Origin of the sequence: Pectobacterium hainanensis (assembly GCF_046237015.1) — a bacterium.
Lineage (GTDB): Bacteria > Pseudomonadota > Gammaproteobacteria > Enterobacterales > Enterobacteriaceae > JBJYIN01.
In genome coordinates, this window is record NZ_JBJYIN010000004.1 from 184,831 (window position 1) to 211,590 (window position 26,760).

The 26,760-nt window shown below is 46.2% G+C and carries 25 protein-coding genes and 1 pseudogene; 6 read left to right on the forward strand and 20 right to left on the reverse strand.

The window, feature by feature from the left end:
- Positions 1–13: 13 nt before the first annotated feature.
- Together pheT and ihfA are read left to right on the forward strand one after the other, a co-directional pair.
- Entirely contained in the window at positions 14–2,401 is a 2,388-nt protein-coding gene (gene pheT, locus ACKPVM_RS05765; RefSeq protein ID WP_409307675.1) for a phenylalanine--tRNA ligase subunit beta, read from the forward strand.
- A 4-nt stretch (positions 2,402–2,405) separates the two neighbouring features.
- Positions 2,406–2,702: an integration host factor subunit alpha gene (ihfA, locus tag ACKPVM_RS05770; protein WP_009112984.1), complete on the forward strand. Its 297-nt coding sequence runs from the start codon at positions 2,406–2,408 to the stop codon at positions 2,700–2,702.
- A gap of 71 nt (positions 2,703–2,773) precedes the next feature.
- On the opposite strand, the gene ACKPVM_RS05775 is transcribed toward ihfA, so the two are convergent.
- From ACKPVM_RS05775 to nadE, 4 genes are all read right to left on the reverse strand, one after another.
- Positions 2,774–3,151: a nitrous oxide-stimulated promoter family protein gene (locus tag ACKPVM_RS05775; RefSeq protein ID WP_409307678.1), complete on the reverse strand. Its 378-nt coding sequence runs from the start codon at positions 3,149–3,151 to the stop codon at positions 2,774–2,776.
- Positions 3,152–3,274: 123 nt separating this feature from the next.
- Complete coding sequence (locus ACKPVM_RS05780; protein ID WP_409307680.1) at positions 3,275–4,993, reverse strand: ABC transporter ATP-binding protein; 1,719 nt, start codon at positions 4,991–4,993, stop codon at positions 3,275–3,277.
- Positions 4,994–5,107: 114 nt separating this feature from the next.
- Entirely contained in the window at positions 5,108–6,022 is a 915-nt protein-coding gene (yddG, locus tag ACKPVM_RS05785; protein WP_409307850.1) for an aromatic amino acid DMT transporter YddG, read from the reverse strand.
- A gap of 131 nt (positions 6,023–6,153) precedes the next feature.
- Positions 6,154–6,978, reverse strand: a complete 825-nt coding sequence (gene nadE / locus ACKPVM_RS05790; protein WP_409307682.1) for an NAD(+) synthase — start codon at positions 6,976–6,978, stop codon at positions 6,154–6,156.
- A gap of 226 nt (positions 6,979–7,204) precedes the next feature.
- Here nadE and osmE point away from each other — a divergent pair, with 226 nt between their 5' ends.
- Positions 7,205–7,537, forward strand: a complete 333-nt coding sequence (gene osmE, locus ACKPVM_RS05795; protein WP_409307683.1) for an osmotically-inducible lipoprotein OsmE — start codon at positions 7,205–7,207, stop codon at positions 7,535–7,537.
- 91 nt (positions 7,538–7,628) lie between these two features.
- Here osmE and ACKPVM_RS05800 read toward each other — a convergent pair whose 3' ends face one another.
- The 10 genes and pseudogenes from ACKPVM_RS05800 to ACKPVM_RS05845 form a co-directional block, all read right to left on the reverse strand.
- Positions 7,629–9,023, reverse strand: coding sequence for an L-cystine transporter (locus tag ACKPVM_RS05800; RefSeq protein WP_409307684.1), 1,395 nt, complete (start codon positions 9,021–9,023; stop codon positions 7,629–7,631).
- Positions 9,024–9,300: 277 nt separating this feature from the next.
- Positions 9,301–9,888: a metal-dependent hydrolase gene (locus ACKPVM_RS05805; RefSeq protein WP_409307686.1), complete on the reverse strand. Its 588-nt coding sequence runs from the start codon at positions 9,886–9,888 to the stop codon at positions 9,301–9,303.
- A gap of 618 nt (positions 9,889–10,506) precedes the next feature.
- Positions 10,507–11,226, reverse strand: coding sequence for an oligogalacturonate-specific porin KdgM family protein (locus tag ACKPVM_RS05810; protein ID WP_409307688.1), 720 nt, complete (start codon positions 11,224–11,226; stop codon positions 10,507–10,509).
- Positions 11,227–11,471: 245 nt separating this feature from the next.
- Entirely contained in the window at positions 11,472–12,761 is a 1,290-nt protein-coding gene (locus tag ACKPVM_RS05815; protein ID WP_409307690.1) for an ABC transporter substrate-binding protein, read from the reverse strand.
- Positions 12,762–12,776: 15 nt separating this feature from the next.
- Complete coding sequence (locus ACKPVM_RS05820; RefSeq protein WP_409307691.1) at positions 12,777–13,904, reverse strand: ABC transporter ATP-binding protein; 1,128 nt, start codon at positions 13,902–13,904, stop codon at positions 12,777–12,779.
- Between the two features lie 13 nt (positions 13,905–13,917).
- Positions 13,918–14,823 carry a carbohydrate ABC transporter permease gene (locus ACKPVM_RS05825; RefSeq protein ID WP_409307693.1) on the reverse strand — a complete coding sequence of 302 codons (906 nt, stop codon included), beginning with the start codon at positions 14,821–14,823 and terminating at the stop codon, positions 13,918–13,920.
- Positions 14,816–15,706, reverse strand: a complete 891-nt coding sequence (locus tag ACKPVM_RS05830; RefSeq protein WP_409307694.1) for a carbohydrate ABC transporter permease — start codon at positions 15,704–15,706, stop codon at positions 14,816–14,818. The genes ACKPVM_RS05825 and ACKPVM_RS05830 overlap by 8 nt, the downstream gene beginning before the upstream one ends.
- Before the next feature lie 46 nt (positions 15,707–15,752).
- Complete coding sequence (gene pelW, locus ACKPVM_RS05835; RefSeq protein ID WP_409307695.1) at positions 15,753–17,384, reverse strand: pectate disaccharide-lyase PelW; 1,632 nt, start codon at positions 17,382–17,384, stop codon at positions 15,753–15,755.
- Between the two features lie 278 nt (positions 17,385–17,662).
- Complete coding sequence (gene kduD / locus ACKPVM_RS05840) at positions 17,663–18,424, reverse strand: 2-dehydro-3-deoxy-D-gluconate 5-dehydrogenase KduD (protein ID WP_409307697.1); 762 nt, start codon at positions 18,422–18,424, stop codon at positions 17,663–17,665.
- An 82-nt stretch (positions 18,425–18,506) separates the two neighbouring features.
- Positions 18,507–18,647: pseudogene (locus ACKPVM_RS05845) on the reverse strand (5-keto-4-deoxyuronate isomerase); the annotation flags it as partial.
- A gap of 341 nt (positions 18,648–18,988) precedes the next feature.
- On the opposite strand from ACKPVM_RS05845, the gene ACKPVM_RS05850 reads away from it, so the two are divergent.
- Positions 18,989–19,324 (forward strand): cupin domain-containing protein, encoded by a 336-nt coding sequence (locus ACKPVM_RS05850; RefSeq protein WP_409307851.1) that lies wholly within the window; start codon positions 18,989–18,991, stop codon positions 19,322–19,324.
- A 141-nt stretch (positions 19,325–19,465) separates the two neighbouring features.
- Here ACKPVM_RS05850 and hxpB read toward each other — a convergent pair whose 3' ends face one another.
- Entirely contained in the window at positions 19,466–20,131 is a 666-nt protein-coding gene (hxpB, locus tag ACKPVM_RS05855) for a hexitol phosphatase HxpB (RefSeq protein WP_409307699.1), read from the reverse strand.
- 94 nt (positions 20,132–20,225) lie between these two features.
- Between hxpB and ACKPVM_RS05860 the strand changes: the two genes are divergently transcribed.
- A complete protein-coding gene (locus tag ACKPVM_RS05860) occupies positions 20,226–20,774 on the forward strand; it encodes a YniB family protein (protein WP_409307701.1) in 549 nt (182 codons plus the stop codon).
- A gap of 71 nt (positions 20,775–20,845) precedes the next feature.
- On the opposite strand, the gene ACKPVM_RS05865 is transcribed toward ACKPVM_RS05860, so the two are convergent.
- The 5 genes from ACKPVM_RS05865 to ACKPVM_RS05885 all read right to left on the reverse strand — a co-directional run bounded on the left by ACKPVM_RS05865 (position 20,846) and on the right by ACKPVM_RS05885 (position 25,612).
- The gene (locus ACKPVM_RS05865; RefSeq protein WP_409307703.1) at positions 20,846–21,706 is read right to left on the reverse strand and encodes a fructosamine kinase family protein; all 861 of its coding nucleotides are present in this window, start codon (positions 21,704–21,706) and stop codon (positions 20,846–20,848) included.
- Positions 21,707–22,099: 393 nt separating this feature from the next.
- On the reverse strand, positions 22,100–22,951 hold the full coding sequence (locus ACKPVM_RS05870) for a metal ABC transporter permease (RefSeq protein ID WP_409307705.1): 852 nt from the start codon (positions 22,949–22,951) through the stop codon (positions 22,100–22,102).
- Entirely contained in the window at positions 22,948–23,811 is an 864-nt protein-coding gene (locus ACKPVM_RS05875; RefSeq protein WP_409307707.1) for a metal ABC transporter permease, read from the reverse strand. The genes ACKPVM_RS05870 and ACKPVM_RS05875 overlap by 4 nt, the downstream gene beginning before the upstream one ends.
- Entirely contained in the window at positions 23,811–24,701 is an 891-nt protein-coding gene (locus ACKPVM_RS05880; RefSeq protein WP_409307709.1) for a manganese/iron ABC transporter ATP-binding protein, read from the reverse strand. The genes ACKPVM_RS05875 and ACKPVM_RS05880 overlap by 1 nt, the downstream gene beginning before the upstream one ends.
- Positions 24,698–25,612, reverse strand: coding sequence for a metal ABC transporter substrate-binding protein (locus ACKPVM_RS05885; RefSeq protein WP_409307711.1), 915 nt, complete (start codon positions 25,610–25,612; stop codon positions 24,698–24,700). Before ACKPVM_RS05885 ends, ACKPVM_RS05880 begins: the two co-directional genes overlap by 4 nt.
- A 1,025-nt stretch (positions 25,613–26,637) precedes the next feature.
- On the opposite strand from ACKPVM_RS05885, the gene ACKPVM_RS05890 reads away from it, so the two are divergent.
- Positions 26,638–26,754 carry a DUF2627 domain-containing protein gene (locus tag ACKPVM_RS05890; protein ID WP_109054991.1) on the forward strand — a complete coding sequence of 39 codons (117 nt, stop codon included), beginning with the start codon at positions 26,638–26,640 and terminating at the stop codon, positions 26,752–26,754.
- Positions 26,755–26,760: the final 6 nt, after the last annotated feature.

Genomic DNA, 26,760 nt, shown 5'->3' on the forward strand with positions numbered 1-26,760 from the left:
CGGGTATATCATCATGAAATTCAGTGAACTCTGGTTACGCGAGTGGGTAAACCCGGCGGTTGATAGCGAAGCATTATCTGAACAGATCACAATGGCTGGTCTGGAAGTCGACGGCGTAGAGTCGGTTGCGGGGGCGTTCAACGGTGTCGTGGTTGGTGAAGTCGTTGAGTGTGCACAGCATCCTAATGCGGATAAATTGCGAGTCACAAAAATTAATGTAGGCGGCGATCGCTTGCTGGATATTGTCTGTGGCGCACCGAATTGTCGTCAGGGGCTGAAAGTCGCAGTGGCAACCATTGGGGCAATACTCCCCGGCGACTTCAAAATTAAGGCTGCCAAGCTGCGCGGTGAGCCGTCCGAAGGCATGTTGTGTTCATTCTCAGAATTGGGCATTTCCGACGACCATAGCGGCATTATCGAATTGCCACTGGATGCACCGATTGGCACGGACATTCGTCAGTATCTGCAACTGGACGATAAGGCGATTGAGATCAGTGTGACGCCAAACCGTGCGGATTGTCTGGGAATGATTGGTATCGCACGCGATGTAGCGGTATTGAATCAGTTACCGCTGATCGAACCTGAGATTCAACCGGTTGTAGCAACCATTCAGGATACTTTCCCAATCCATGTCGAGGCTCCTCAGGCCTGCCCTCGCTATCTGGGGCGCGTGGTTAAAGGCATCAATGTCAAAGCAGCCACACCGCTATGGATGCGTGAGAAGCTGCGTCGCTGCGGTATTCGTTCTATCGACCCGGTTGTGGATGTGACTAACTATGTTCTGTTGGAGTTAGGACAACCGATGCATGCGTTCGATCTTGATCGGTTAGAGGGCGGAATTGTCGTGCGTCAGGCGACAGACGGTGAAACGTTGACGTTATTAGATGGCAATAAGGCCAAGCTGAACACGGATACGTTGGTCATTGCCGATAAACAAAAAGCCTTGGCGTTAGGGGGGATTTTTGGCGGTGAGCATTCAGGTGTGAATGAAAATACACAGAATGTTCTGCTGGAATGTGCCTATTTTAATCCTCTCTCCATTACGGGGCGTGCCCGTCGTTATGGTTTGCATACCGATGCATCACATCGGTATGAGCGTGGTGTTGATCCTGCGTTGCAGTTTAAAGCGATGGAACGTGCAACCCGTTTGTTGATCGATATTTGTGGAGGGAACGTTGGTCCGGTCATTGATGTGACCAGTGAAGCCGATTTGCCTGCACGTGCGACCATTACGTTACGTCGTGAAAAACTGGATCGCCTGATCGGACATGTTATTGCGGATGAGCAAGTGATGGATATCTTGCAACGTCTTGGCTGTAGCGTGACTAAAATGGATGCGGGCTGGCAAGCGACAGCGCCAAGCTGGCGTTTCGATATGGAAATAGAAGAAGATCTGGTTGAAGAAGTTGCTCGTATTTACGGCTACGACAATATTCCGAATATTGCCACACTTGCTCCATTGACCATGACGTCTCATCGTGAGGCTTCGCTTTCTCTCAAGCGCGCTAAGACGCTATTAGTGGATCATGGTTATCAGGAAGCAATTACTTACAGTTTTGTTGACCCGAAAATTCAGTCGCTGATCCACCCAGGAGAGGACGCGTTAATCCTGCCTAGCCCGATCTCAGCTGAAATGTCAGCTATGCGTCTTTCCTTGTGGAGTGGTCTGCTGGGGGCGGTAGTTTACAATCAAAATCGGCAACAAAGCCGTTTACGTCTGTTTGAAAGCGGCCTGCGTTTTGTGCCGGATGCCAGTGCTGACCTGGGGATCCGCCAAGATTTCATGCTGGCGGGCGTGATTACGGGGACGCGCTATGAAGAGCATTGGGATCTGGCGCGCCAGGCTGTTGACTTCTATGATTTAAAAGGCGATTTAGAAGCCGTGTTGGCGCTGACAGGTAAGTTGTCCGATATTGAGTTCAACGCCGAAAGCAATCCAGCATTGCATCCAGGGCAAAGTGCTGCTATTTATCTGTGCGGGGAACGTATTGGATTTATTGGCGTTATTCATCCGGAACTGGAGCGTAAGCTGGACCTGAATGGTCGCACAGTGGTGTTCGAATTACTGTGGAACAAGGTTGCAGACCGCATTCTGCCTGATGCGAACGACATTTCTCGCTTCCCTGCAAACCGTCGCGATATCGCCGTGGTGGTGGCTGAAAATATCCCTGCGGGTGATATTTTAGCCGAGTGTAAGAAAGTTGGCGCAAATCAGTTAGTTGGCGTAAACTTATTCGACGTGTACCGAGGTAAGGGCGTAGCAGACGGCTATAAGAGTCTGGCTATTAGTCTGATATTACAAGATACCTCACGTACACTGGCAGAAGAGGAAATTGCCGCTACCGTTGCAGAATGTGTAGCAGCATTAAAACAGCGATTCCAAGCATCCTTGAGGGATTGAACCTATGGCGCTTACTAAAGCTGAAATGTCAGAATACCTGTTTGAGAAGCTTGGGCTGAGCAAACGGGATGCCAAAGAGCTAGTCGAGCTGTTTTTTGAAGAAGTTCGTCGCGCTTTGGAAAATGGTGAGCAGGTTAAATTGTCTGGTTTTGGCAATTTTGATTTGCGAGACAAAAACCAACGTCCGGGACGTAACCCAAAAACTGGCGAAGATATTCCGATTACGGCGCGCCGTGTGGTCACGTTCCGTCCGGGGCAAAAGCTAAAAAGCAGGGTAGAGAACGCCTCTCCCAAAGAGTAAATGTGATAACTAAAAAGGCCGCGTAAGCGGCCTTTTTCTTGTCGATGCCCCGTCCTGGGTAGAACATCTTGCTATTCGGTCGTTTTTCTTATGTTTTTTGATACTTTCTCTTTCTTTTCTGGACAATCGGGGACTGGACGATGATCGTCAATCAAATGACGGATCGCTAATATCGGGTGGTGAAGTAACATCCTGGGGCCAGACCAACGCATAATCGCCTTGATTTCGTCGCGTCTGACGGGCTGATAACAATGGATGGGACAATGTTTACATGCAGGCTTATCTTCCCCAAAATAGCAACGTTCGAGGCGATTGGTAGCATAATCAGACAGGCGCTTGTATTTATCAGGATCACCCTCTACGGGGTGGTGTTTTTCGTATAATTCGATCATTAATCCAACGGTATGGATTTCTCGTCGTCTGTATTTCCCCAGCGGTTTTCTAGCCATAGTCATCATTTATAATGAATTGGTAATTGATGTATTTTAAATGCAATTTATTTGGGTTGAAACCATTAACATCACATCCAGGAAAAATAGGAGGCGGCGAGGGGAGATCCCCCGCCCAAAACACTATACGTACCCGAACTGGGCTTGGTGGAGTTGGGCATAAACGCCACTATGCGCCATTAATGCTTGATGGCTACCTTGTTCAAGGATACCTCCGTTATCAACAACGACGATGCGCTCTGCGTTTTGAATCGTCGCCAGTCGGTGTGCAATAACCAATGTCGTGCGCCCAGCTGAAAGTTCGCTGAGGGATTGTTGGATAGCCTGCTCGGTTGCGGTATCCAATGCAGATGTGGCCTCATCGAGAATGAGAATAGGCGGATTCTTCAGGAAAATTCGGGCAATCGATAGCCGCTGTTTCTGCCCACCTGAAAGCTTAACGCCTCGCTCTCCCACGATCGTATCCAGACCGTCAGGTAACGTCTCAATCAATTCATCTAATTTGGCTCGCTGAGCTGCTTGCATAATTTCTTCGTCGCTCGCGCCCAGTTTTCCATAGGCAATATTTTCACGAATTGTGCCACCAAAGAGGAATACATCCTGTTGTACGATGCCGATTTGGCTACGCAGAGATGACTGGGTCATATTGCGGATATCAATACCGTCGATAGTGATACTGCCACCGGTTAAATCATAAAAACGAGGGAGTAGCGAGCAAAGCGTTGTTTTTCCTGCGCCGGAGGGACCGACAAAGGCAATGGTTTCGCCCGATCGAATCGATAAATCAACACGATGAATGATCGGGCGATCGGGAGAATAACCAAAACTCACCTGATGGAATTGAATATCACCTTTAAGTGCACTCACGTCGCATGCATTGGGCGCATCTTTAATGTCAGGAACCGTATCGATCAACTGAGTAAAACGCTTAAAACCGGCAATACCTTTCGGATAACTTTCCAGCACAGAGGTGATTTTTGCCACAGGACGGAAGAATACTTCGATCAATAATAAAAAGCCGATGAAACCGCCGTAGGTTAGCTCACCGGCAATGACGTACCAAATACCTGCCAACATCACGATTAATTGAATCAGACGCGTGCTGAGATAACTGAGCGTCAAGCTAGCCGTCATAATGCGATAGGCTTGCAGTTTGGTACGACGATAGTTCTCGTTATCATGAGCAAACAATCGCTGCTCATGTTCTTCATTGGCAAATGCCTTAACGACGCGAATTCCTCCCACGCTTTCTTCAATACGAGCATTGAAGTTGCCGACCTGACCAAATAACTGACGCCAGGTCTCGGTCATCCGTGCGCCATAGCGGCTGACTAAAAATGTCATAAAAGGCACGATAACAATCGTGAGCATCGCTAATGGCAGGTGCACGGTGGCCATCAGAATAAATGCGCCAATGAAGGTCATTATGGCGATAAAAAGATCTTCCGGGCCATGGTGGGCAATTTCTCCCACTTCTTCCAGATCTTTGGTCACGTGGGTAATAATATGCCCGGTTTTCATATTGTCGTAATAACGAAAAGGCAATTTTTGCAGATGTTCAAAAGCCTGACGTCGCATATCTGTTTCAATACCGACACCCAATGCATGGCCCCAATAGTTCACGATGGCCATTAACCCGGTATTCAGTAAATACACCGCCAATAATGCGACTGAGGCCAATAAAATCAATGACCAGTCTTGTTCCGGCAATAGCTTATCGATAAACGCTTTAATTGCCATTGGGAAGCCGAGCTCAAGCAGGCCTGCGATGATCGCGCAGCCAAAATCGAGGATAAAGAGCCCTTTATAAGGGGAATAGTAAGAGAAGAAGCGCCGTAACATGCCGTTGATTTTTGAGTTAAATAAATGTGAAATCCACTATAACAGGTAATGGCTCGGTTCGGGACTATCCGAAGTGAACAAACATGAAGACATATCGCATAGTGTATTGAACACTCATGGCTGATTAATAGGGCATTTATGCCTTCTAGTTGATGCGCGGGTCGCCCACCAACACAGTAACGAACCTACCGTTACCATCATAACCCCTTGCCAAAACGAGACGGCTGGCGTGATCCTCAACCATAACGCCGCCAACAGTGTCGAAAGAACCGGGGTAAAATAAGACGCCGTTGCTAATAACGTCATATTCCCTTGCTGTATCCCCGCGTTCCAGGCGGAGTAAGCCAGGGCGGTGGATGCCCCCATAAACATGAGCTCCAGAGTAACGGGGAGTGTCAGGTTCATCGGTGCTTCCGTGCTTGTGACGTACTTGATCCACAAGATCATCGAGACGACCACAAAGAATAACGACACACCACTTTTCCCCTGAGCGTAGCGTTTGGTGATATTACAATACAGCGCCCAGGTTATTGCGGCGGAGAAAGCCAAACAGTAGGCGACCGGGTTTGTCAAAATATTGTGCCATAACACGATCGGGGACCATTCACCGTCGCCTTTCATAATCCAGATAATGCCGGATAAAGAGAGCGCGAGTCCCGGCCAAAGTAAGAGGCGGCTTTTTTGTTGATTGATGAAAATAGAAAAAAAGATAGTCAGACTCGGCCACAAGTAGTTAATCATCCCGAGTTCCATCGCCTGTAAACGGTTATCCGCCAAGCCGATAGAAAGCGATAAAAAGATTTCGTAACTGACAAATAATATGCCACCAAGTAACAGATAGACTTTCGGTAAACTTTTAACGTCGGGAATATCATAGAATAAGAGCAAACATAACGCGCTGGTTGAATAAATCATCGCGGCCCCGCCAGTAGGCCCCAGTGCTTCTGTCAGACTACGGATTAAACCAACAGAGGTGCTCCACAAGATAATAGCCAGCAAACCGACAAGAGTTGCACGCTGCGGTGTCATCTTCATATTACGTCTTATACATTAGAGAATAAAAAACTGCTGTGAGAGCACCAACATGGCCGATTATTGGAAATCTCTGCCATAAAAAATGGATGCCGGTATCTACCAGCATCCATTAACGCATTGGATGATTAACGCCAGAAATCGTCGAAAACAGTGACTGGAGGTCGACGTTTGTGTTCCGTTTTGCGATACCAATTTTCAATGGTTGCTGCATTGTCAGCATCAATCTGTTTGCCTTCAAGATAATCATCAATCATCTCATAGGTTACCCCTAGCGCGACTTCATCGGGTAATGAAGGGCGGTCTTCTTCCAGATCGGCGGTGGGGGCTTTTGTATAAAGATGTGCAGGGCAATTCAGTTCGCGCAATAGCGCTTTCCCTTGACGTTTATTCAAACGAAATAGCGGGTTGATGTCCGTACCGCCATCACCATATTTGGTGAAAAAACCAGTGACCGCTTCAGCCGCATGATCTGTGCCAACAACCAGCCCGGAGTTCATCCCGGCAATACTGTATTGTGCTTTCATGCGTTCCCGTGCTTTTTCATTGCCTTTCACAAAATCGGAGAGCGCAATGCCAATGGCTTTCAACGTCGCTTCGCTGGCTTCAACGGCGGACTTAATGTTGACGGTTAACACACGATCGGGCTTGATGAAAGCAATCGCATCCTGACAATCGGCTTCATCGGCTTGTACTCCATAAGGAAGACGCACGGCGATAAATTGGTAACGTTCATCGCCTGTTTCACTGCGCATTTCAGTGATGGCTGTTTGGCAAAGCTTGCCTGCTAAGGTTGAATCCTGACCACCACTGATCCCGAGTACCAGCGATTTCACAAACGGATGGGAATTCAGATAATTCTTTAAAAAATCAACGCTAACGCGAATTTCTTTCTTTGGGTCGATGACGCTTTTGACTCCCAGCGCAGCGATAATGTCCTGCTGTAATGACATGATATCCCCTCCTGAACTTATTGATCCTGCAAAATAATTGTCTCTATTACGCAGAGTGTAAAACGAATTGGCATGAAGAAAAAGAGTAAGTGGCCTGCTAATCGTTTTACCTATGGTTGATGCCTTTTCCCTATCAATATGAAGTCGATGAAACATGGTGTCATTTGAAAAAGTATCTGTAGCCATCTAGTCTTATTCATGACCCATGTATAAATGAGGTAATGTAATGAAAAATAATCGACTAATGTTGTGTATTGCGGCAGCGGGTGCTGTCTTGCTTTCTGGGTGTTCGGCTTATAACAAAGCAGAAAGTTATGTTAATGAGCCGGTGGTGAAAGACGTTAAGGTCGGAATGACGAAGCAGCAAGCGCATCAAATTGCCGGTTCTGGCGGCGTGGAAAAACGGCTGGTGAATGCGAAAGGTACGTGCAGTGACTATCTCTTGAAGAACCGAGACGGCACGGCTCAAAACTATTTTGTCAGCTACGATGAAACAGGACACGTTCGTAATAAAGGGTTCCAGAGTTGCCAGGCTTATGACACTAACCCGCAACGCTAAATTCCCTTTATATTGAGCGTCATTCTCTTGATTAGCAGACTTGATAAACATAGTAACAATGCCGGAATATTTTCCGGCATTGTTTTGTGTGCTATCGATGCGTCAGTTCTGCGTCTTCCTGAGCATTAAATACGGTTTTATCCGTTTGTTTGAGTAACTGGCTGGTTACCGTACCGGCAGTCATCGAACCACTTACGTTTAATGCTGTTCTGCCCATATCAATCAGTGGCTCAATGGAAATTAATAACGCAACAAGCGTAATGGGGAGCCCCATTGCCGGCAGTACAATCAACGCAGCAAAGGTGGCACCGCCACCGACACCCGCTACACCGGCAGAACTGATGGTTACAATGCCAACCAGCGTGGCAATCCAGACGGGATCGAGTGGGTTGATGCCCACGGTTGGGGCGACCATAACTGCCAACATAGCCGGATAAAGTCCGGCACAGCCATTTTGTCCGATAGTGGTACCAAATGATGCAGCAAAGCTGGCGATGGAATCCGGTACGCCGATACGGCGAGTTTGAGCTTCGATACTTAACGGAATGGTCGCGGCGCTGGAGCGACTGGTGAACGCAAATGTCAACACTGGCCAAACTTTACGGAAGAATCGAGCAGGGTTGATACCGGTGATGGACAGAATGAGGGCATGCACACCGAACATGATAGCTAACCCCAGGTAGGAAGCGATGACAAAGCTGCCTAGTTTTAGGATGTCTTGCAGATTGGAGCTGGCCACCATTTTTGTCATCAGCGCCATGACCCCATAAGGTGTCAACTTCATGACCAGACGGACCAGTTTCATCACCCAGAATTGCAATGTGTCAATCGCAACCAAAACACGTTCGCCCTTTGTATGGTCATCTTTTAGTAACTGTAGCGCAGCAACACCAATAAACGCGGCAAAGATAACGACGCTGATAATCGACGTGGGGTTAGCCCCCGTTAATTCTGCGAAGGGGTTTTTAGGGATAAATGACAAAATAAGCTGTGGAACATTCAGATCGGCGACTCTGCCCGCATAGTTATTTTCAATTGCAGTCAGACGAGCGCTTTCCTGTGCTCCCTGAACCAAACCCGTAGCCGTCAGGCCAAATAAATTGGTAACGAAAACACCGACCAGTGCAGAGATCAGCGTGGTGACCAGCAGCGTAGTGAGCGTCAATACGCTAATTTTTCCTAATGAAGACGCGTTATGCAGTTTCGCGACTGAACTGAGAATAGAGACAAAAACAAGCGGCATAACGATCATTTGCAGGAGTTGGACGTATCCGTTCCCAACGATGTTAAACCAACTGATGGATTGTTTGATGATGTCGGTATTGTCACCATAAACGAGGTGAAGTGCTAATCCAAATAACACACCAACGACAAGCCCAAGCAGAACTTTTTTCGCCAGGCTCCAGTTACGGCCTTTGCTGCTATAGGCCAGCATGATAAGCAAACCAGTAAACACCAATATGTTTAATAACAGAGGAATACTCATCCTCATTTCTCCCTAATCGTTAGTCCGCCATCTTTCAAGCTACAGGTAAGTTGGCTGCATTTAATCACTTGCCGCCAGCGTCAAATTATTGCGTTGTTCAACACGATAACGTTTTGCCTTGTCACTCGAAATCTATTGGGAATATCTGTCATATTTCAAATCGCAGACAAGGATATCAGGTCTTTTATAATCATGTTATAGACGTTTACGTTATAACTACATCAAACGGCTATATACCCTGGCTACCATCATGCTGGCTGGCTGGGCGATCTCATGTTCAATGGGATCGATCCTTTAGCAGAAGTGCAATTTGCGTTTGGATGGATTCAAATAACTGGAAGGATTGTGCATAAGTACAACAGTCCAGGTTCTTTTGTGGTTGATACAGTGAAAAACCGATAAAGATGAGGCAAAGAACACGTTCTAGCTGATTCCCTTTTTGGCTATTTAACAACGGTAGACAAAATCGCCAACGGCAAGGCCAGAGTAAAGGGACGCCAGCCGATGTCATCATATCTGCCGCAATATGACTGAGATAACCGATGATCATTGCATGATAAGCATCCGTGGGGATTGGCCAGTTCGCAGGGAGTTTTGTTTGAATGAAGTAAATTCCCGCAGCAATAGCCAGCAGGCTGTGTGTGAATCCTCGGTGCCCAAAAGCGCGGGCAATCGGTGAGGAGATCCACTTTAAACGCTGCCCTAATAGTGATTTCGGGTGATCAATATCCGGTAAGAGAGAAGTCAATAGGGCACCAGGAATGATATGCCACCAGTCTCCTGTTGCCAGTTCGGGTGAAAGCTCCAACTTTTTGGCAAGAATGGCACAGGCCACAGAAAATAGGAGGTGTCCTTCCGCAGTCATGAAACTTCTCAAAGAAAACTGTTATTTTATACAGTATAGGCGATTGTTCCGAGCGGCGAAAGCAGTTACAACGTAACGATTTGTGACGCGAGGATAGAGAACACGACTTTCTGGTGCGTTATATACCCTAAATAATTCAAGTTTCAGGAAGGCGGCAAGCGAAGGAATCCCGATGAGCTTACTTGAGTAAGTGATTCGGGTGACAAATCTGCCGGGAGCAGATTTGAACGCTGCTTGCAGCGGCCCCAACGGGGCGAGGCTCATGGATGAGCCGAGTAACGAATGCAGCCAACGTACATGCAACTTGAAGTATGACGGGTATAGGCGTTATCTTTCACATCGAATGGTAACTACATCAGGCAGGTTTGAACCAAAAAAAGAGGGTGACCATGATATCGGAGAGAATATGATCACCCTGAACCAAAAAATAAATAACATTCATACACGAAGAGGGTACTTCAGACACAGGACTTAAAAAACAAGCGTTCATACAACAGAAATAAAGAATATTGACTAACTGGGTTAACTAAAAAACTAATAAAGGGATGTTAAATCGTAAATATAAAGATTCACCGATTTGTTCTAACATCCCTTATTAAGGAAAAGCCTTTTTAAAAATTAGAAGCTATATTGTACACCAACACGGAAACGGGTTTGACGGTGATCAGATGTTCCGCTTTCTGCTACGTTACCAATTGCAGTGTAGGGTTTCCAGTTTTTATCTAATTTATAAGATAATTTTACGTCATGATCAAAGTTGTCATTGTCATTATCGTAAAGTGTTTTTCCTGCTTTATTAGCTTTTTTGTAATCCAGTTCATAATCGATTTGGAAGTCTTTTAAGAATTTATAGCTAACAACAGCAGTTAGATTATACCCATTTTCCTGAGTGCTCTCGGTTGTACCAATTTTATTGCTGTTACGCAGATAGTATGGGCGATAACGCAAAGAGGTTGACAAATCTGGAGTAATATTTACTTTACCGCGCAGGTAAGGACGATAATTGTTAGAGTTAGAACTTGAATCTAAAGAGAAACCTGGTTCTAAAGAGAAAGTCTTGTTGAAATTATAAACATAGCTGGCGACGACCTCAGTACCATTACTTACTTGTTCATGATACGGCTTATTTGGCGTGGTTTCTTTGGATGGCTCACCATTTTTCCATTTTGCTTCAACAGATAAACCAAAGCCATTAGCAAAACGGTGTGAAACAGATAAACGATCGCGGTGATCATTCTTCGGGGTGTCTTTCATTTCATGACGATAATCAATCGTTACAGCCATTGCATTAACACTAATTAATGACGTAACAGCCAGAGCTAATAATTTAAATTTCATTGTTATAGTCCCATTGGTTAGGATGAGGTTTAATTCAAAAGACGCATTACTCTTTTTAAGACAAGTTCTATTTTATTTATTATTAAACTGTATTCTGTGATCAGGATCGTCTTGAGTAACAAAAAGTAAAATTGAGTTTCAAAATGTGAATTGGATCGGATTGAATATAAGAGTTGTTTTAGTTTTTATGAAAAATCTCTGCCACGTAAGTGGCAGAGAAGGGAAGGTTAAATATTTATGAAGTATTATTTCATTGCGCGTTTCAAAATACGTTCAGATTGACGCTGGAAGTATTTCGCTGCGTCTTCCACTGATTTCTGACCGTAATCGATAGACTGAATGGTATCACCAAACAGAGAAACGATTTGCGGATCGTCGAAATAAGGAGAAACCGCGACGTCATGTGGTAACTCAAGCGCCAGTTTCAACCCAGCAACCGCAGGTGCATCATCTTTGATGACGCCATCAGCAGTTAACTGAGCGACAGCCGCTTTACTCAATGGTACGCCACGCTCTAAGCCCAGAGCCTGTGCACCTTCTTTGCTGTTCAGCAGGAAGTTAATCAACTGAGCAGATTCTTTAGGATGCTTGGTTGACTTACCGATAGACAGCATTTGCGCAGGTTTAAAGAACAAACCGGCGTCTTTCGCACCTGGCAGCATCGGGTAGTTACCCAATTCCAATTTTGCTGGTGGTTGCAGGTTGTCAGAGTACTTAGTGATGGTGGAGTTCCACATGTAAGTACCAGACCACTCACCATTGATCCACGGTTTCATTTCATACATGTTGCTCTTGCCGAAAGAGGCATAGTACTTCGCATCAGGCATGACATGGCTGTCGATCAGCTTTTTATACATACCAAAGAATTCAGCCCATTGTGCATCGGTATAGGCGAATTTCTGACCTTTTACATCAATCGCTGGAATATTGTATTTCTGCACCATGTAAGAATTTAACAGTGCTAAAGAATCCTGGTGTTCCAATACGATAGGGTAGTATTGGTCGCCCAGTTTTTCTTTAAATACTTTGCCAGCGTTCAGCAGATCTTCCCACGTTTTCGGGTATTCTAGCCCTGCTTTTTTCCAGGATTCCGTGTTGAAGTAGAACACACGTGCGGTAACGGAAATTGGAATACCGTTCAGTTTGCCGTTGACCGTGGTGCTTTGCAGTTCTTTTGGATCGAACTGTGTCAGATCCAGCGTATCTTTCACTTTGTTCAGGTCATAAAAACCCGTACCGTTTTTAGAGAAAATCGGCAGCCAGTTCCAGTTAGTCTGCATCACATCTGGCTCGGTGTTACCGGCAATCTGTGTAGTCAGACGGGACAGGTGACCATCCCAACCAGTGTATTCCGCTTTCACCGTGATGTTCGGATGCTGTTTGTGGAACTCTTCAATGGCCTTGAGCGTCTGCTGGTGACGGCTGTTGCCGCCCCACCAGGACATTCTCAATTCAACATTATCAGCGGCTAAAGAAGGCATTGCCACTAATGCCAGGGATGAAACTATCAACGTGTGTAGGATCGCTTTTTTCATCGGTTACTACTCCTGTTAAAGAGAGATATTTTTTTCTGTTTTTGCATCAAAAATATGGCATTTTTCCATGTCGAACTGGAAATACACCTGACGATGCAGGCCCTTCTCGATAATCAACCGACCTTCGTCATAAGGAATGCGGCTGGTTAATTCAAAGCCATCGACTTTAATGTACATAAAGAATTCGTGACCCATGTTTTCTACGCGAACCAACTCACCCTGTGAGTGGCTGTCTTCAAATGGCGTATCTGACACGGAAACATAGTCTGGGCGAACACCGAAGAATACGTCTTGTCCGATATAACTGCGCACTTTATCTTGTTTTTCAGCACTTAACACCAGCGCGTTATTACCCACAACAACGCCAACCTGACCGTCTTTCTCGACCAGTTTGCATGGCTTGATGTTCATTTCTGGTGAACCAATGAAGCCAGCAACGAACATGTTGACAGGGAAGTGGTACAGGTTATCCGGCGTATCGACCTGCATGATGTGACCGAGTTTCATCACGCAGATACGGTCACCCATGGTCATTGCTTCAGTCTGATCGTGGGTAACATATACGCTTGTCGCTGCTTTACCGCTTTTCTTCAACTGCTTATGCAGGTCGGAAATACGGATACGCATGGAAGCACGTAGCTTGGCATCCAGGTTAGACAACGGTTCATCGAATAAGAACACATCTGGTTTTTTAACGATGGCGCGGCCTACGGCCACACGTTGCGCCTGACCACCAGACAGTTGGCGCGGCAGACGATCTAGCAAATCTTCCAGTTCCAGAATTTTGGCCGCTTCGGCTACCTGCGCTTCAATTTGGTCTTTCGGCATTTTGCTCAGCTTCAGGCCAAACGCCAGATTTTCTTTTACCGTCATGTGAGGGTAGAGGGCATAGTTCTGGAACACCATCGCAATCCCACGCTCTTTTGGCGCCAGATTGTTAACAACGCGTTCACCAATGCGAACTTCACCGCCGCTAATGGTTTCCAAGCCTGCCAGCATGCGCAGCGTGGTGGATTTCGCACAGCCAGACGGGCCGACGATAACCATGAACTCACCGTCTTTAATCGTGAGATCGATACCGTGAACCGCTTTGAAACCGTTGGAATAGACTTTTTCCAATTTATTGAAAATGACTTCAGCCATGATAAATCCTCTATTAACCTTTAATTCCGCTGCTGGTCACGCCTTGTACGAAGTAACGCTGTGCCAGGAAGAAAACAATGATGGATGGTAGAATGGAGATGCTGGACATCGCCAGAATTTCATTCCACGGTGCGCCTTCGGTGACGTCGATAGACATTTTCAACGCCAGTGCAATCGGATATTTATCCACGCTGTATACATAAATCAGCGGACCGATAAAGTCGTTCATTGACCACATGAACTGGAACAATGCAACCGAGATGATGGCGGGTTTCAAAATCGGCACGACCACATACCATAATACTTGCCAAGAATTACAACCATCGATCTGAGCGGCTTCTTCCATATCACGTGGTACACCACGCAGGAACTGGATCAGCATGAACACAAAGAAGCCTTGTGTCGCAAATGCCAGTGGTAAATACAATGGCAGATAGCTGTTCAGCATGCCCATTTCACGGAACATGAGATACTGCGGAATCAGCAACACGGTGCTTGGTAGCAGCATGGTGGCAATCAGTGTAGCAAACCAAAAATTCTTCCACGGAATGTCAAAGCGAGCGAAACCATAAGCCACAATCACCGAAGAGATGACGGTCAACACCACTTTCGGAATCACATACTGGAAAGTGTTGATCATGTAGTGACCGAAATTGTATTCCGTACCGGTTTTCCAACCGTTAACGAAACCATCCCAGGTGGCGTGAGCCGGCCACAGACCCAACGTGGTGAAAATCTCATGGTTCGGTTTGAACGACGCCGAAAACATCCATGCCAGCGGATAAAGCATCAGTAAGCCAACAAACAGCAGTATCACGTAGCGGATAGCGGCACTGAATTTTTCTTTACGCAGGGTGCGACGGACTTCTGCTGCGGCAATTTCCTGTGCAGCGGTCAGGTTTGAATGCATGTCAGCCATTTTTTCCTCCTTTATCGGCGGAGTAGAACACCCAGTATTTCGACGACTTAAAGGAGATAGACGCAAATACCGCAACAACCAGGAACAACACCCATGCTAACGCAGCACCGTAACCCATATCGAAGTACTTGAACGCCGTATCATAGATATAAAGCGAGAACAGATAGGTGTAATGCGTTGGACCGCCGCCGGTAATGACGTAAGGTGCCGTAAACTCCTGGAACGCCTGAGTGGTCTGCATGATAAAGTTAAAGAAAATCACGGGGGTAATCAGCGGTACCGTCACTTTCAAGAACATTTGCCATTTGGATGCACCGTCGATCATGGCCGCTTCATACTGCGATTGCGGAACGTTCTGCAATGCGGCGAGGAAGATAACCATGGCAGAACCGAACTGCCATACGCGCAGCAGGGTAACGGACATCAGAGCCAGCGAGGGTTCGCCCAGCCAGTTGATAGCGTCGAAACCGAATACGCCGAGGAAGCTGTTCAGGAGGCCATCAATAGCAAACAGGGCTCGCCACAAGACGGCGATCGCCACGCTGCTGCCCAAAATAGAAGGCACATAGTAAGCCGTACGAAAGAAACCGATCCCACGTAATTTGAAATTAAGTACAAACGCAATTAACAGTGCGAAAATTAATTTCAATGGAATGGTCAGAAAAACATAGGCAAAGGTCACGCCCATGGATTTCCAGAAAAGGTCATCCTCCAGGAACATACGGTGGTAGTTATCAAGCCCCGTAAATTCAGGTGGATTTATCAAATCATACTCAGTAAAACTGAGAAAAAATGATGAAACGAAGGGGAAAGCGGTAAAAACTATCAGCCCTATAATATAGGGGGAGATATAGGCTAACCCCAGCATTCTGTTTTCATTCATAATGCTTACCTATTTAGTAATTGTGAATCATTAAAAAAATATAAAATTAAGCGGTTAATAACGTCGGGTAAATTAGCTCCACGTCGTAAACAATTTTATTTTCCCCGTTAAGGTGAAAATCACCGTGAACATAGCCACCTTGCGTCAAAAACGGTGGAATATCATTTAATCTGTCGCGACAGGCTGCAACGAAAGTCAATAGTGCTAATGGGAATGGATCATCCAGACGAACATAACGATGTTGATCCGAACGAACAAACAAACCGCGATGAAAATGCTTTTCAAATAATACCGTTGCCATCTGCCAGGCGTTTTCCACCCATTCTTCTGACTGTTGTTGCTCCGCCAGTTCAATGATGGCGAGTAATAACATCGGGCTGGCGACGTTTCGAATATTTTCATTATTTAAACGTGTCAGCATCGCCTTGATTAAGGCATATAAATCTTCGTCTCCGCTGAGACGATAGGCCCGAACCAGTGGTAATAAATAATCGCCCTCCAAAACGAATGGTTTTAATTCCGTACCCGCTTTCCCGTAATAGCCATCACGTTTGAAACGGTAACCTGTCATATCATGACCATTATTCCACATAGGACGGAGTGTATTTGTCACAACGTCATAGGCGTATTGGTAATAATTTTTTAATCCAGAAATCACCCAGCCAAGCATTTCATCATCAGGCTGGCGACGAAGAATATCCAGTATAGCCAATGGATTATCAATTAATAGCGGACGCATATCACGAAATAATACATTTGCTTCCCGAGCTATTTCACCAAATTCCGGGCCAAATTGACGTTGAGCACGATCGCCAAACCAGGATTGTGTCTGATTATCATCTTCAGGCACGGGTTCTCGTTGCAAAGGAGAACTGAACTGATAAACCGGCATACCTGTTTCAGGGTTACGCGCCAGTACATATTGACGATATAAATGTTTACCCCAGTCAGCAGCATATTGATCGCCAGTGTACTCAGCATATTTAAATGCAGCATAAATTAAATCAGTACCGGCATTCACAAAGGTTAACCCTTTGGTCAATGGTAGCGTGGGCCATTGCGCAGGGTTGACCACGTCACGCCGGGTGTGACGGAAAACCTGAGGATCGCGGATTTTGGTGTAATCGCCATGGCGACCTAAATCCAGCGTCTCCCAGTTTTCTACGTGCGCATGCCAAAAGCCTTGCAGGAAATTCAGCGTCTTTTCCGCACTAACATTGTGTAATAGTTCGTAGTAGGGCAAATGATGCTTTAATTCATGCACCTGAGCTTTTGACTCCGGCCCCTCGCTTGCCAGCGTATCCAGATTGATAAAACGGTGCCCGCCCCAGTAAAACAGACCGCTCGTCTCATCAACAAAGTGATCCAGAAAATAGCGACTCAAGAATGTTGCTTGTTCCTGATAAGTCTTTTCTCCCGTGACGACGCTCATTGCGCAAAGCGTTCTCAACCAGTTTTGTTGGCTGGCAAAGTTGGAAATAGGGGCACAATGCCCGTCAGGGAATTGCCATACAACAGGTTCCTGACTCAATACGTCAAAGCCATCGGCCAACAAGGGCGTTGGGTTGACGCGGCTGTGAGCGACATTCTGAACCGTATCGATATGAAGGCGCAGTGCATCAATCCATTCATCCAGCTTTGCTTCATTGCTGGTGTGTAACCTTTTAAAAATACTCATGGAGTACCTTCTTATAGAACTGAGTGACAGTTCCTTATAAATAGAAACACTGTTTTGATTGATTATATTGCGCTATTAACGTTGCCGTCATGCACGCAATATCGAAAGTGTGATCAAAGTCGGAACGTTGTTTTGATTTTTTTTAAAGCAAGATTTAAGTGAAGGGGAATAAGAGACGAAAATGAGTAACAGACTGAAAAAAAAGAAAAAGGCACAATCAACGTTGTGCCTTTTACATCGCGATATGCAAAAAAATGCTGCCGTTTGCTAAAAAAGCATTAACGTGCCAGCCAGCCACCGTCAACGGCAATGGTGTAGCCATTGATATAATCGGATGCGCTGGAAGCCAGGAATACGGCTGGCCCCATTAAGTCTTGTGGTAAACCCCAACGGCCAGCAGGGATACGGTCAAGAATTTCTTTACTGCGATCTTCATCGGCACGCAACTGCTGGGTATTGTTGGTTGCCATGTAACCTGGGGCAATCGCGTTGACGTTGATATTATGTTTTGCCCATTCGTTCGCCAGCAAGCGAGTTACACCCATGACTGCGCTTTTTGATGCGGTATAAGAAGGAACACGGATACCGCCCTGGAAGGAAAGCATAGAGGCGATATTGATGATTTTACCGCCGTTACCTTGCTTGATAAATTGGCGAGCTACGGTCTGAGACATAAAGAATACGCTCTTAATGTTCAGGTTCATGACGTCGTCCCAGTTCTTTTCGCTGAATTCGATCGCATCTTCACGGCGGATGATACCCGCGTTGTTGACCAGAATGTCGACTTTACCAAATTCGGCAACGGCTTTTTCTACCAGTTCAGCGTGACCCGCGATATTGCTCATATCCGCTGTCAGGCTGAGGAAACGACGACCTAAGGCAGTGACTTTCTCGATAGTCTCTTTAGGTTCAACAATGTTGACACCGACAATGTCACAACCTGCTTGTGCCAAGCCGATAGCCATACCCTGACCTAACCCCGTATCACAACCGGTGATAAGCGCAACTTTACCCTGCAAATCAAAGGAATTTAAAATCATAGACTTAATCTCTCTATAAGCGACAATAACTTAGTCGTTAGCTGTTACAGTAGGGAACACCGGTCATTCCGGTTGAAAGCGATTAACGTAACTCGCTGACCTTGACGCGATCCATGTCACCGAAAACCTGATTCTCGCCAACCTTGCCCCAGATAAAGGTGTAGCGTCTGGCGCTCACACCGGAATGGATCAACCCGCATGGAGACACCATTGCGAGTCGGTTTGTACTGCTATTTCCACGCTTCTCATTGGTATCAATAAAAAGCGGCGATCATGCATGAATGAAAGCACCGGGTGGAGCAAGCGTGTTGCGTGGCAGTGACAACGTCACCTGAGTCTCCTTACCCGGTTCCTTCTTGTTATGGTGGGATGATAGTTTGGTTGGGATATGAATTCAATAAAAATGAAATAATGTTTTATTTATTTCTTGAGGGCCGTCATGGTTTTGCTTCTTTTCTGTTTTATCTGGCGTAGATGTTACTAGAATGTCTCATACCTGAAGTGACGTACTCATCTTAAGTTATACGTATAGGTGAGACAGAGAAATGTAGCGAAGGAGAGATGATGAGAAGGTATTTTATTGATGATGAAACTCCATGGGAAGAGTTGGGCGGCGGAATTAAACGCAAGATCATCACCTGGAGTGATGAGTTGATGATGGTCTGCGTTCACTTTGAGAAAGGTGCGATCGGCACACCGCATAAACACGATATTCACGATCAGATCGCTTATGTCGCAGCAGGCAGTTTTGAAGTCGTGATTGAAGGCGAAAAACGGATTTTAAAAACTGGCGATGCCTATATGGCAGTGAAAAATGAAATGCATGGTGTGGTTTCTCTGGAAGAAGGAAGCGTACTGATCGATACGTTTTCTCCCAAGCGGGCTGACTTCCTGTCATAATCACCGACATGGGCCGATCAGTCTGATCGGCCCATGTTTCATTACTGAAGAAATGTTTCATGCCTGAAGAATAGTTCTTTTCCCTGCTGATATCGGCACTACGCTTTTTCTTTCCCACCAGTATTTCGCTGCAATACCATGTTATGCGATATGTCTAACCGTCAATTGTTGCAATGAATCCAATCTATGTTCAGCTAAGGACCAACGAGGATCCTGACTGAATTCAATTTGTGGAACGACAATGGAGCGCATCCGAGCCGCTTTCGTTGCAATCATACCGTTTACTGAGTCTTCCAGCGTAACGCAATGTAACGGTGAAACGCCTAATCCATCGGCCGCATTCAAATAGACCTCCGGGTGGGGCTTACTGTACGGTAATTTTTCTGCGGAAACTAAAACGTCAAAATACGTCTCAAGGTGAAACATGTGGAGTACGCGTTGTAGCATGTGCAGCGGGGATGCCGACGCCAGTCCGATTTTGAGATTCTGCTGACGACAAAGCTGCAAGGCGTGTTCAACGCCTGGCAGTAAAGGGCGTCGTTCATCGACTAGCTCGATGGCACGCTCAATAATGCGGTTAACAACGGCTTCTTTGCTGGGTGTTTTCCAAGGGGAGAGACGATACCAGAGATCAACAACCATATCGATGCGTAGCCCCAGCGTATCCGTCATGGACTGGCGAAGTGACGTATCAACGCCCAGCGAAGCGATGACTTCAATTTCAGCCATATCCCATAGGGGTTCTGAGTCAATCAGTAAGCCATCCATATCAAAAATGGCAGCGCGGATAGAAGAGTCAGTGGTCATGCCAATCAGCTCCGTCATTAAAGAAAAGTAAGAAATCGACTACAATGGTCGTTCATTATAAGCTAAATCATTGCTTATAAAAGAAGGGGAACTCATGACGTATCAACAAGCCGGCCGTATTGCCGTGGTTAAACGTATCGCGGGATGGATAATTTTTATTCCGGCTTTGCTGTCCACTCTCATTTCACTGGCTAACTACTTGTATACCTATACGCAGAAAAAACAGGGCATTGATGCGGTGCTGCTGGATTTTCTGCATCTAATGATCGATATGGTTCGATTCAATACGCCTTTTCTAAATCTTTTCTGGTACAACTCGCCAGTACCAGATTTCACGCGTTTTTTTAACATCGCAACGATGATGTTCTGGCTAATTTATATCCTGATGTTTGTCGGTCTGGCTTTGCAGGTTTCTGGTGCCCGAATGTCTCGTCAAACGAAGGTTATTCGGGAAGGCATTGAGGATCAATTGATTCTGGAAAAGATGAAAGGGAGTGAGGGGCACTCACGTGAAACGTTAGAATCACGAGTGTCTGTACCCAGGCATTCAATTTTTCTACAGTTTTTCCCGCTCTACATTTTACCGGTGATCATCGCCGGGCTGGGGTACATGGTTTTACGTTTATTGGGGATGCCGGTGTAATCGTGCCCATGTGATTAAAGAAAGCCGCTTAGGCGGCTTTACGCTGACTAAATCTGTGTTACCCCTTGATTTTATACGTTGAGCTGTTCTTCTATAATCTGCTGAGCATCTACGATACTTTTCCCACCAAACAGATTAGCCCGATTAAGCAGATAATAAATCTGATAGATGGGCTGACGTTCAATAAACCCTTTATCGAGCGGCCATACGCTCTGATAGCCGTCGTAAATTTGTGGTGGTAATTCGGGATAAAGCGGCAACATCGCGAGATCACACTCACGATCGCCCCAGTAGCTGGCTGGATCGAACAGATAGCATCCCCTATGACTATTTGCACAATTATCGGGCCATAAATCGCCGTGAAGCAACGAGGGTTGAGGTTGATGGCCTGCCAGCCGTTCTTCAGTACGTGAAATCAATGTTTCGATGTGTCCAAAATGCATTCCTTTTTCTGCGGCTAACTGAAGTTGCCAGCCAACGCGTTGTTCTGCAAAAAAGGAAGACCACCGACGCTGCCAACAGTTTGGCTGAGGGGTTGTAGAGAGATCGCTGTCAAAATCTAGTCCAAATTGGGGCTGATCGCTCCATTGATGCAGATGAGCAAGTTGTTCGCCAAGACACCAGGCACTATGAGCATCCAGCGGTTTCACCGGCAGGTATTCCAGCAGTAGAAAGCTGTTATCTCTGGCGCTTCCAACACCGTAAACCTCTGGGACATTAACAGTATTGCTGCGGGCTAATAACGTAAGTTGGTCGGCTTCGGCTCTGAATTTGGAGAGCATTTCTCGAACGTCACATTTTACGAAAATCTCGTGGGCACCATATCGGATATACCAGGCTGGGTGAATCTCACCACCGGACAGTTCCTGACGATCCTGAATGTCCGCAGCACCAAGGTGTTCTTCCAAAAGTCGGCTGATTGCTTGCCACATAAAGTCATCCTCCCGTTGATGTCGCCAGATACCCAGAATGCTTATGTCAGCTATCCAACAATGGATAACTATGAGTACGGTAACTCATTGAGCACGATAAAAAATGGACCTATGACACAGTGATGATGGATGACGCGAGAAAGTGCTCAGCAGAAAAGTATAGACGTAGTTGAAAAATAGCGCCGTTTCTCTATACCCATCATACTTCAAGCTGCTTGTGCGTTGGCTGCCCTTACTCACCCCAGTCACTTACTTGAGTAAGCTCCTGGGGATTCGTGCGGTTGCCGCCTTCACGCAACTTGAATTATTTTGGGTATATGCCATCGGCTTTTGTAGTGGTGTTGCAGGGAGGGCGTTACTCCCTGCATCTTTAATAGTCAGAAAACGTCTGTTTTATGCCGGTGTGGCCGCGATGGTGCTTTTTCGTAGTTTCCACTGGTGATAAATCAATGCCAAAGTGAAGAACAATGCCTGAACCAGGACGATACAAGGGCCGGTCGCCCCATCAATATGGAAACTGATTAACGTCCCTGCAATACAAGACACCACTGAAACCAAGGTTGCTAATAGCAACATACGATCGAAACGTTTACAGATCATGAAGGCAATAATGCCCGGTGCGATGAGCATAGCGATGACCAAAATCACCCCGACTGCCTGTAGGGAAGCCACGATGGTCAAAGCCAACAGGCAGAGTAATCCATAGTGCAGCAATTTCACGGGAAGGCCGATAACACGAGCATGATTGGGATCGAAACAGTAAAGCATGAAGTCACGACGTTTCAGCAGAATGATGGATAAAGTGACGCCAGCGATGAATAGGATTTGCGTCAGTTCCTGCCCCGTAATTCCCAGAACGTTACCAAAAAGAATATGGTTTAAGTGCTGATCGGTATCGATTCGGGCGAACATGACTAAACCCAATGCAAACATGCCGGAAAAGATAATTCCCATAACGGTGTCTTCTTTTACCCGGCTGTGTTCTTTTACATAGCCGGTTGCGATGGCGCAGAAAATGCCGGAAACGAACGCCCCGATGACCAGTGGAATGCCAAGAAGAAATGCTAAAACAATACCGGGTAGTACGGCATGAGAGATGGCATCTCCCATCAGCGACCAACCTTTTAACACTAGATAGCATGACAAGATGGCACACACCGTTCCAGTGACAATGGCGGCGATGAGTGCACGTTGCATAAATGGATAGGCAAGCGGTTCCGTTAACCAACTCACAAGTATGCTCATAGTGCGTCTCCGGCCTGATCTTGCCGCCTGGCATGGCGTGAGGCGAGTAGACCATGCTTAGGTGCGAATAAAAACGCCAACAGGAAGACAAGCGTTTGTAGTGTGACAATCACACCGCCAGTGGCTCCGTCGAGGAAAAAACTCAGATACGCCCCCGTGGCGCTCGTAATAGCCCCTAAAGCGATGGCAATGAGCACTAAGCGTTCAAATCGGTCGGTGAGAAGATAGGCGGTCGCACCGGGGGTAATGACCATCGCAATGACCAGTATTGCCCCAACCGTTTGCAAGGCGGCGACAGTACAGGCACTCAGAAGGGTAAAAAATAGAATTTTCAGTTTCAGTGGCGACAATCCAATCGATCTTGCGTGGTTTTCATCGAAAAACACGGCTAACAGATCCTTCCATAACAGGCACAGAATGACGAATGTGATACCAATGATGATTTCGACCTGAAGCACATCTTCATCGGCGATACCAAGGATGTTACCGAATATGATGGATTGAACGTTCACCGACGTCGGGTTGAGAGAAATAATTAACAAGCCAACGGCAAAGAATGTGGAAAAAATAAAGCCAATAATCGCGTCTTCGCGCAGTCGGGTAATATGCCGAATCAGCGTCATGGCTAATGCGGCCAGCATACCGGTGAAAAACGCACCAGCAGCATAGGGTAAGCCAAGCGCATAAGCACCTGCCACACCAGGGACCACCGAGTGTGATAACGCATCGCCCATTAACGACCAGCCTTTCAGCATGAGATATGCTGAAAGAAAAGCACATACGCCGCCTACAATCGCGCTGACCCAGATAGCTTTAACCATGTAGTTATAGCTAAACGGTTGCAATAAAATGTCGACCATTAGTCTTTCTTCTCCTCACTGGCAGAACGCAAAGCAGGAGGATCGCTCTTGGTTGAACCATAGAAAACAGCCGGGCGTTCATCGTCGGTCAGCACTGTCACGGAGCGGACATCGTCATCATCGTGGAGGTGAGGGCCACCAAGGTTGATGTGGCGCAATACACCACCAAAGGTTTTTTCCAAATTGCTTTGGGTGAATGTGCTGTGTGTCGGTCCTGCCGCCAGTACAGTTCGATTAACTAAGATCACGTTATCGCAAAATTCAGGTACGCTCCCAAGATTATGAGTGGCCACCAGAATCAAATGTCCTTCATCACGCAGCGTGCGAAGCAGATCGATAATGGCATTTTCGGTTTTGACATCCACGCCGGTAAATGGCTCATCCAGAAGCAGGACGCTACCTTGTTGCGCCAGAGCACGAGCAAGGAATACGCGTTTTTTCTGCCCCCCGGATAATTCACCTATCTGGCGCTGGCGTAGGGCAGAAAGCCCTACGCGTTCTAATGATTCGGCAACGATAGCGCGATCCTGCTGGCTTGGGATCCGTAGAAAATTCATCTTCCCATAGCGACCCATCATGACGACATCGGAAACCAATACTGGGAAGTTCCAGTCCACGTCTTCGGTCTGTGGAACATAAGCAACCAGATTTTGTTTTAATGCCTGCAAAATGGGCTTCTGATTAAGAAGAACCTGTCCGGTGGTAGGCTTAACTAGCCCCATAATACTTTTGAATAGCGTGGATTTTCCGCTGCCGTTGACGCCAACCAACGCACAAATTGTCCCGCCATTCAGCGAAAATGAGGCATGGCGTATCGCCTGATGCCCATTGCTATAGGTGACAGAGACATCATTGACATCTAACGATTGTGATGCTGCCTGACTACTCATTGATCAAATCCCTTGGCGATGGTTTCTACCGTGACATTTAGCAAATCAATGTAGGTAGGAACCGGGCCTTTTTCATTTGACAACGAGTCAACATAAAGGACGCCGCCATATTTGGCACCAGTCTCTTTACTGACTTGTTTTGCTGGTTTGTCTGACACCGTGCTTTCGCTAAATACCACGGGGATCTGCTTTTCACGCACGGTATCGATCACACGACGAACCTGCTGTGGTGAACCTTGCTCATCCGCATTAATGGGCCACAGATACACTTCATTAAATTGATAATCTTTCGCCAGATAGCTGAAGGCACCTTCACTGGTTACCAGCCAACGGTGTTGTTCAGCGATGCGAGAAAGGCGTTCACGCAACGGCGAATCGATCGCTTTGATTTTTTCTGCGTAGGCTTTCGCATTGCGATTATAGGTTTCGGCATTGGCGGGATCGTATTTCACCAACCCGGCACGAATATTCTCAATGTAAATTAATGCATTAGAGGGTGACATCCAGGCGTGAGGATTAGGATTCCCGTTGTAAGCGCCTTCTCGGATAGGGAGTGGCGTAATGCCTTCGGTGACAACGACGGCAGGGACATCCTTGACGTTTTCAAAGAAACGCTCAAACCAACGCTCCAGGTTCATACCATTCCACAGTATCAATTGGGCAGACTGTGCTTTGACGATATCGCGTGGCGTCGGTTGATAATCATGGATCTCTGCGCCCGGTTTGGTAATCGATTCTACCGTCGCGGCATCACCGGCAATATTTTGTGCAATGTCCTGAATAATCGTAAAGGTGGTGACGACTTTGAGTTTTTCTGCTGCTTGCGTATAGCTACTGGCGAATAGGAATAAAGCGCACGGCAAGGCAATACGTCGCAGGAGGGGAGAGAGAGAGACCTGGAAACCGATCATGCAAATATCCTTACAAAGCGTGAATGTGTTATATGAGAATAATTATCAATATCATTTAAGTCAAGGGGCAGATAAGCGTAACGAAGGGGTAAGGTGTCCGGCGACATGAGTGATGGCTGTTTGTAGGCCTGTGCTGCTGAGCAAAGCGCTCATAATGTTCCTCTGATAACAAATAACGCATTCTAATTTAAAGAATAACAATCAACATTGCAACGTAGCGATAACACTAATGAAGATAATTCACGCTTTTGTGGAGCCAGAGACTAATCAGTATAGACGATGACATAAAAACGGCACAAAACATAGGGAGATAAACTAACGAAACACTCAAACCTGCCGATAAATGGTAGGTAAAGTAAATACGCGACGTATTTTATCAGGAAGAAGGTATAGGAAAGTTATGAGCACAAAATCAGAGCGCCGCTGGAAACTGGCGAGCATAATTTTACTGGTCGTGTTGGCTGTGTTATTTGTGGTGATGTTGCAAGTTGATTAATTAAGGATGTAATAACGAACGTCGGCATGAAAATAATTTTCATTTCTTATTTGGTATGAAACCAGAAATCTAAAAATGAGCGTGATAATAGGAATCGATAGCTGATATTTCTATAAGGTATGGTTATGCTGCCGCGATACTTGGTTCCCATCACCAATATGTGTAAAACCCAACAGTGATAATAATTATTAACTGTTATTTAAACGAACAGATATTGTACTAAACCATTCAAGTTGCCGATGTTCGTTACTCGCCCCGTTGGGGGGCGTTGCTAGGTGAGCTCAACGCTGCCCGTCTGATTTGGTCACTTGAATTATTTTGGGTATATACCAAAAAATGATGAATTGGATCCATGAAATGAAGATGTATTTAATCTCATCAATAGAACAGTTTAGCGTGTCATTGTCTGTTCCTAAGCCGTTGAGGACTCGGATCTGTGCGGCATGTCCATGACTGATAAAAAATGGCTTGCCATCGATTACATAGTGTGTAATAACGCTTCTGGGTAAAACGAGGTACAGTTCTGTATATGAATGGCATTTTCAGTAAAGAAGACTTGAGTACAAACGTTAGCGTTGAATACCGCTTCTCTGCCGATCCTTATCTTAGTGCCTCAAGCAGTAACGACTTTGGTTTGTCTGTATAACGCCTC

Bases quoted from the DNA above. Each gene is read 5' to 3' on its own strand.
- ACKPVM_RS05875 (WP_409307707.1), bottom strand. From the start codon at position 23,811: ATGGTCGACATTTTATTGCAACCGTTTAGCTATAACTACATGGTTAAA.
- ACKPVM_RS05825 (WP_409307693.1), bottom strand. From the start codon at position 14,823: ATGGCTGACATGCATTCAAACCTGACCGCTGCACAGGAAATTGCCGCA.
- ACKPVM_RS05880 (WP_409307709.1), bottom strand. From the start codon at position 24,701: ATGAGTAGTCAGGCAGCATCACAATCGTTAGATGTCAATGATGTCTCT.
- ihfA (WP_009112984.1), top strand. From the start codon at position 2,406: ATGGCGCTTACTAAAGCTGAAATGTCAGAATACCTGTTTGAGAAGCTT.
- kduD (WP_409307697.1), bottom strand. From the start codon at position 18,424: ATGATTTTAAATTCCTTTGATTTGCAGGGTAAAGTTGCGCTTATCACC.
- ACKPVM_RS05805 (WP_409307686.1), bottom strand. From the start codon at position 9,888: ATGACTGCGGAAGGACACCTCCTATTTTCTGTGGCCTGTGCCATTCTT.
- nadE (WP_409307682.1), bottom strand. From the start codon at position 6,978: ATGTCATTACAGCAGGACATTATCGCTGCGCTGGGAGTCAAAAGCGTC.
- ACKPVM_RS05780 (WP_409307680.1), bottom strand. From the start codon at position 4,993: ATGTTACGGCGCTTCTTCTCTTACTATTCCCCTTATAAAGGGCTCTTT.
- ACKPVM_RS05810 (WP_409307688.1), bottom strand. From the start codon at position 11,226: ATGAAATTTAAATTATTAGCTCTGGCTGTTACGTCATTAATTAGTGTT.
- ACKPVM_RS05775 (WP_409307678.1), bottom strand. From the start codon at position 3,151: ATGGCTAGAAAACCGCTGGGGAAATACAGACGACGAGAAATCCATACC.
- ACKPVM_RS05815 (WP_409307690.1), bottom strand. From the start codon at position 12,761: ATGAAAAAAGCGATCCTACACACGTTGATAGTTTCATCCCTGGCATTA.
- ACKPVM_RS05830 (WP_409307694.1), bottom strand. From the start codon at position 15,706: ATGAATGAAAACAGAATGCTGGGGTTAGCCTATATCTCCCCCTATATT.
- ACKPVM_RS05865 (WP_409307703.1), bottom strand. From the start codon at position 21,706: ATGTGGCAAGCAATCAGCCGACTTTTGGAAGAACACCTTGGTGCTGCG.
- hxpB (WP_409307699.1), bottom strand. From the start codon at position 20,131: ATGACCACTGACTCTTCTATCCGCGCTGCCATTTTTGATATGGATGGC.
- ACKPVM_RS05820 (WP_409307691.1), bottom strand. From the start codon at position 13,904: ATGGCTGAAGTCATTTTCAATAAATTGGAAAAAGTCTATTCCAACGGT.
- ACKPVM_RS05870 (WP_409307705.1), bottom strand. From the start codon at position 22,951: ATGAGCATACTTGTGAGTTGGTTAACGGAACCGCTTGCCTATCCATTT.
- ACKPVM_RS05800 (WP_409307684.1), bottom strand. From the start codon at position 9,023: ATGAGTATTCCTCTGTTATTAAACATATTGGTGTTTACTGGTTTGCTT.
- pelW (WP_409307695.1), bottom strand. From the start codon at position 17,384: ATGAGTATTTTTAAAAGGTTACACACCAGCAATGAAGCAAAGCTGGAT.
- yddG (WP_409307850.1), bottom strand. From the start codon at position 6,022: ATGACACCGCAGCGTGCAACTCTTGTCGGTTTGCTGGCTATTATCTTG.
- ACKPVM_RS05860 (WP_409307701.1), top strand. From the start codon at position 20,226: ATGACGTATCAACAAGCCGGCCGTATTGCCGTGGTTAAACGTATCGCG.
- pheT (WP_409307675.1), top strand. From the start codon at position 14: ATGAAATTCAGTGAACTCTGGTTACGCGAGTGGGTAAACCCGGCGGTT.
- osmE (WP_409307683.1), top strand. From the start codon at position 7,205: ATGAAAAATAATCGACTAATGTTGTGTATTGCGGCAGCGGGTGCTGTC.
- ACKPVM_RS05850 (WP_409307851.1), top strand. From the start codon at position 18,989: ATGAGAAGGTATTTTATTGATGATGAAACTCCATGGGAAGAGTTGGGC.
- ACKPVM_RS05885 (WP_409307711.1), bottom strand. From the start codon at position 25,612: ATGATCGGTTTCCAGGTCTCTCTCTCTCCCCTCCTGCGACGTATTGCC.
- ACKPVM_RS05890 (WP_109054991.1), top strand. From the start codon at position 26,638: ATGAATGGCATTTTCAGTAAAGAAGACTTGAGTACAAACGTTAGCGTT.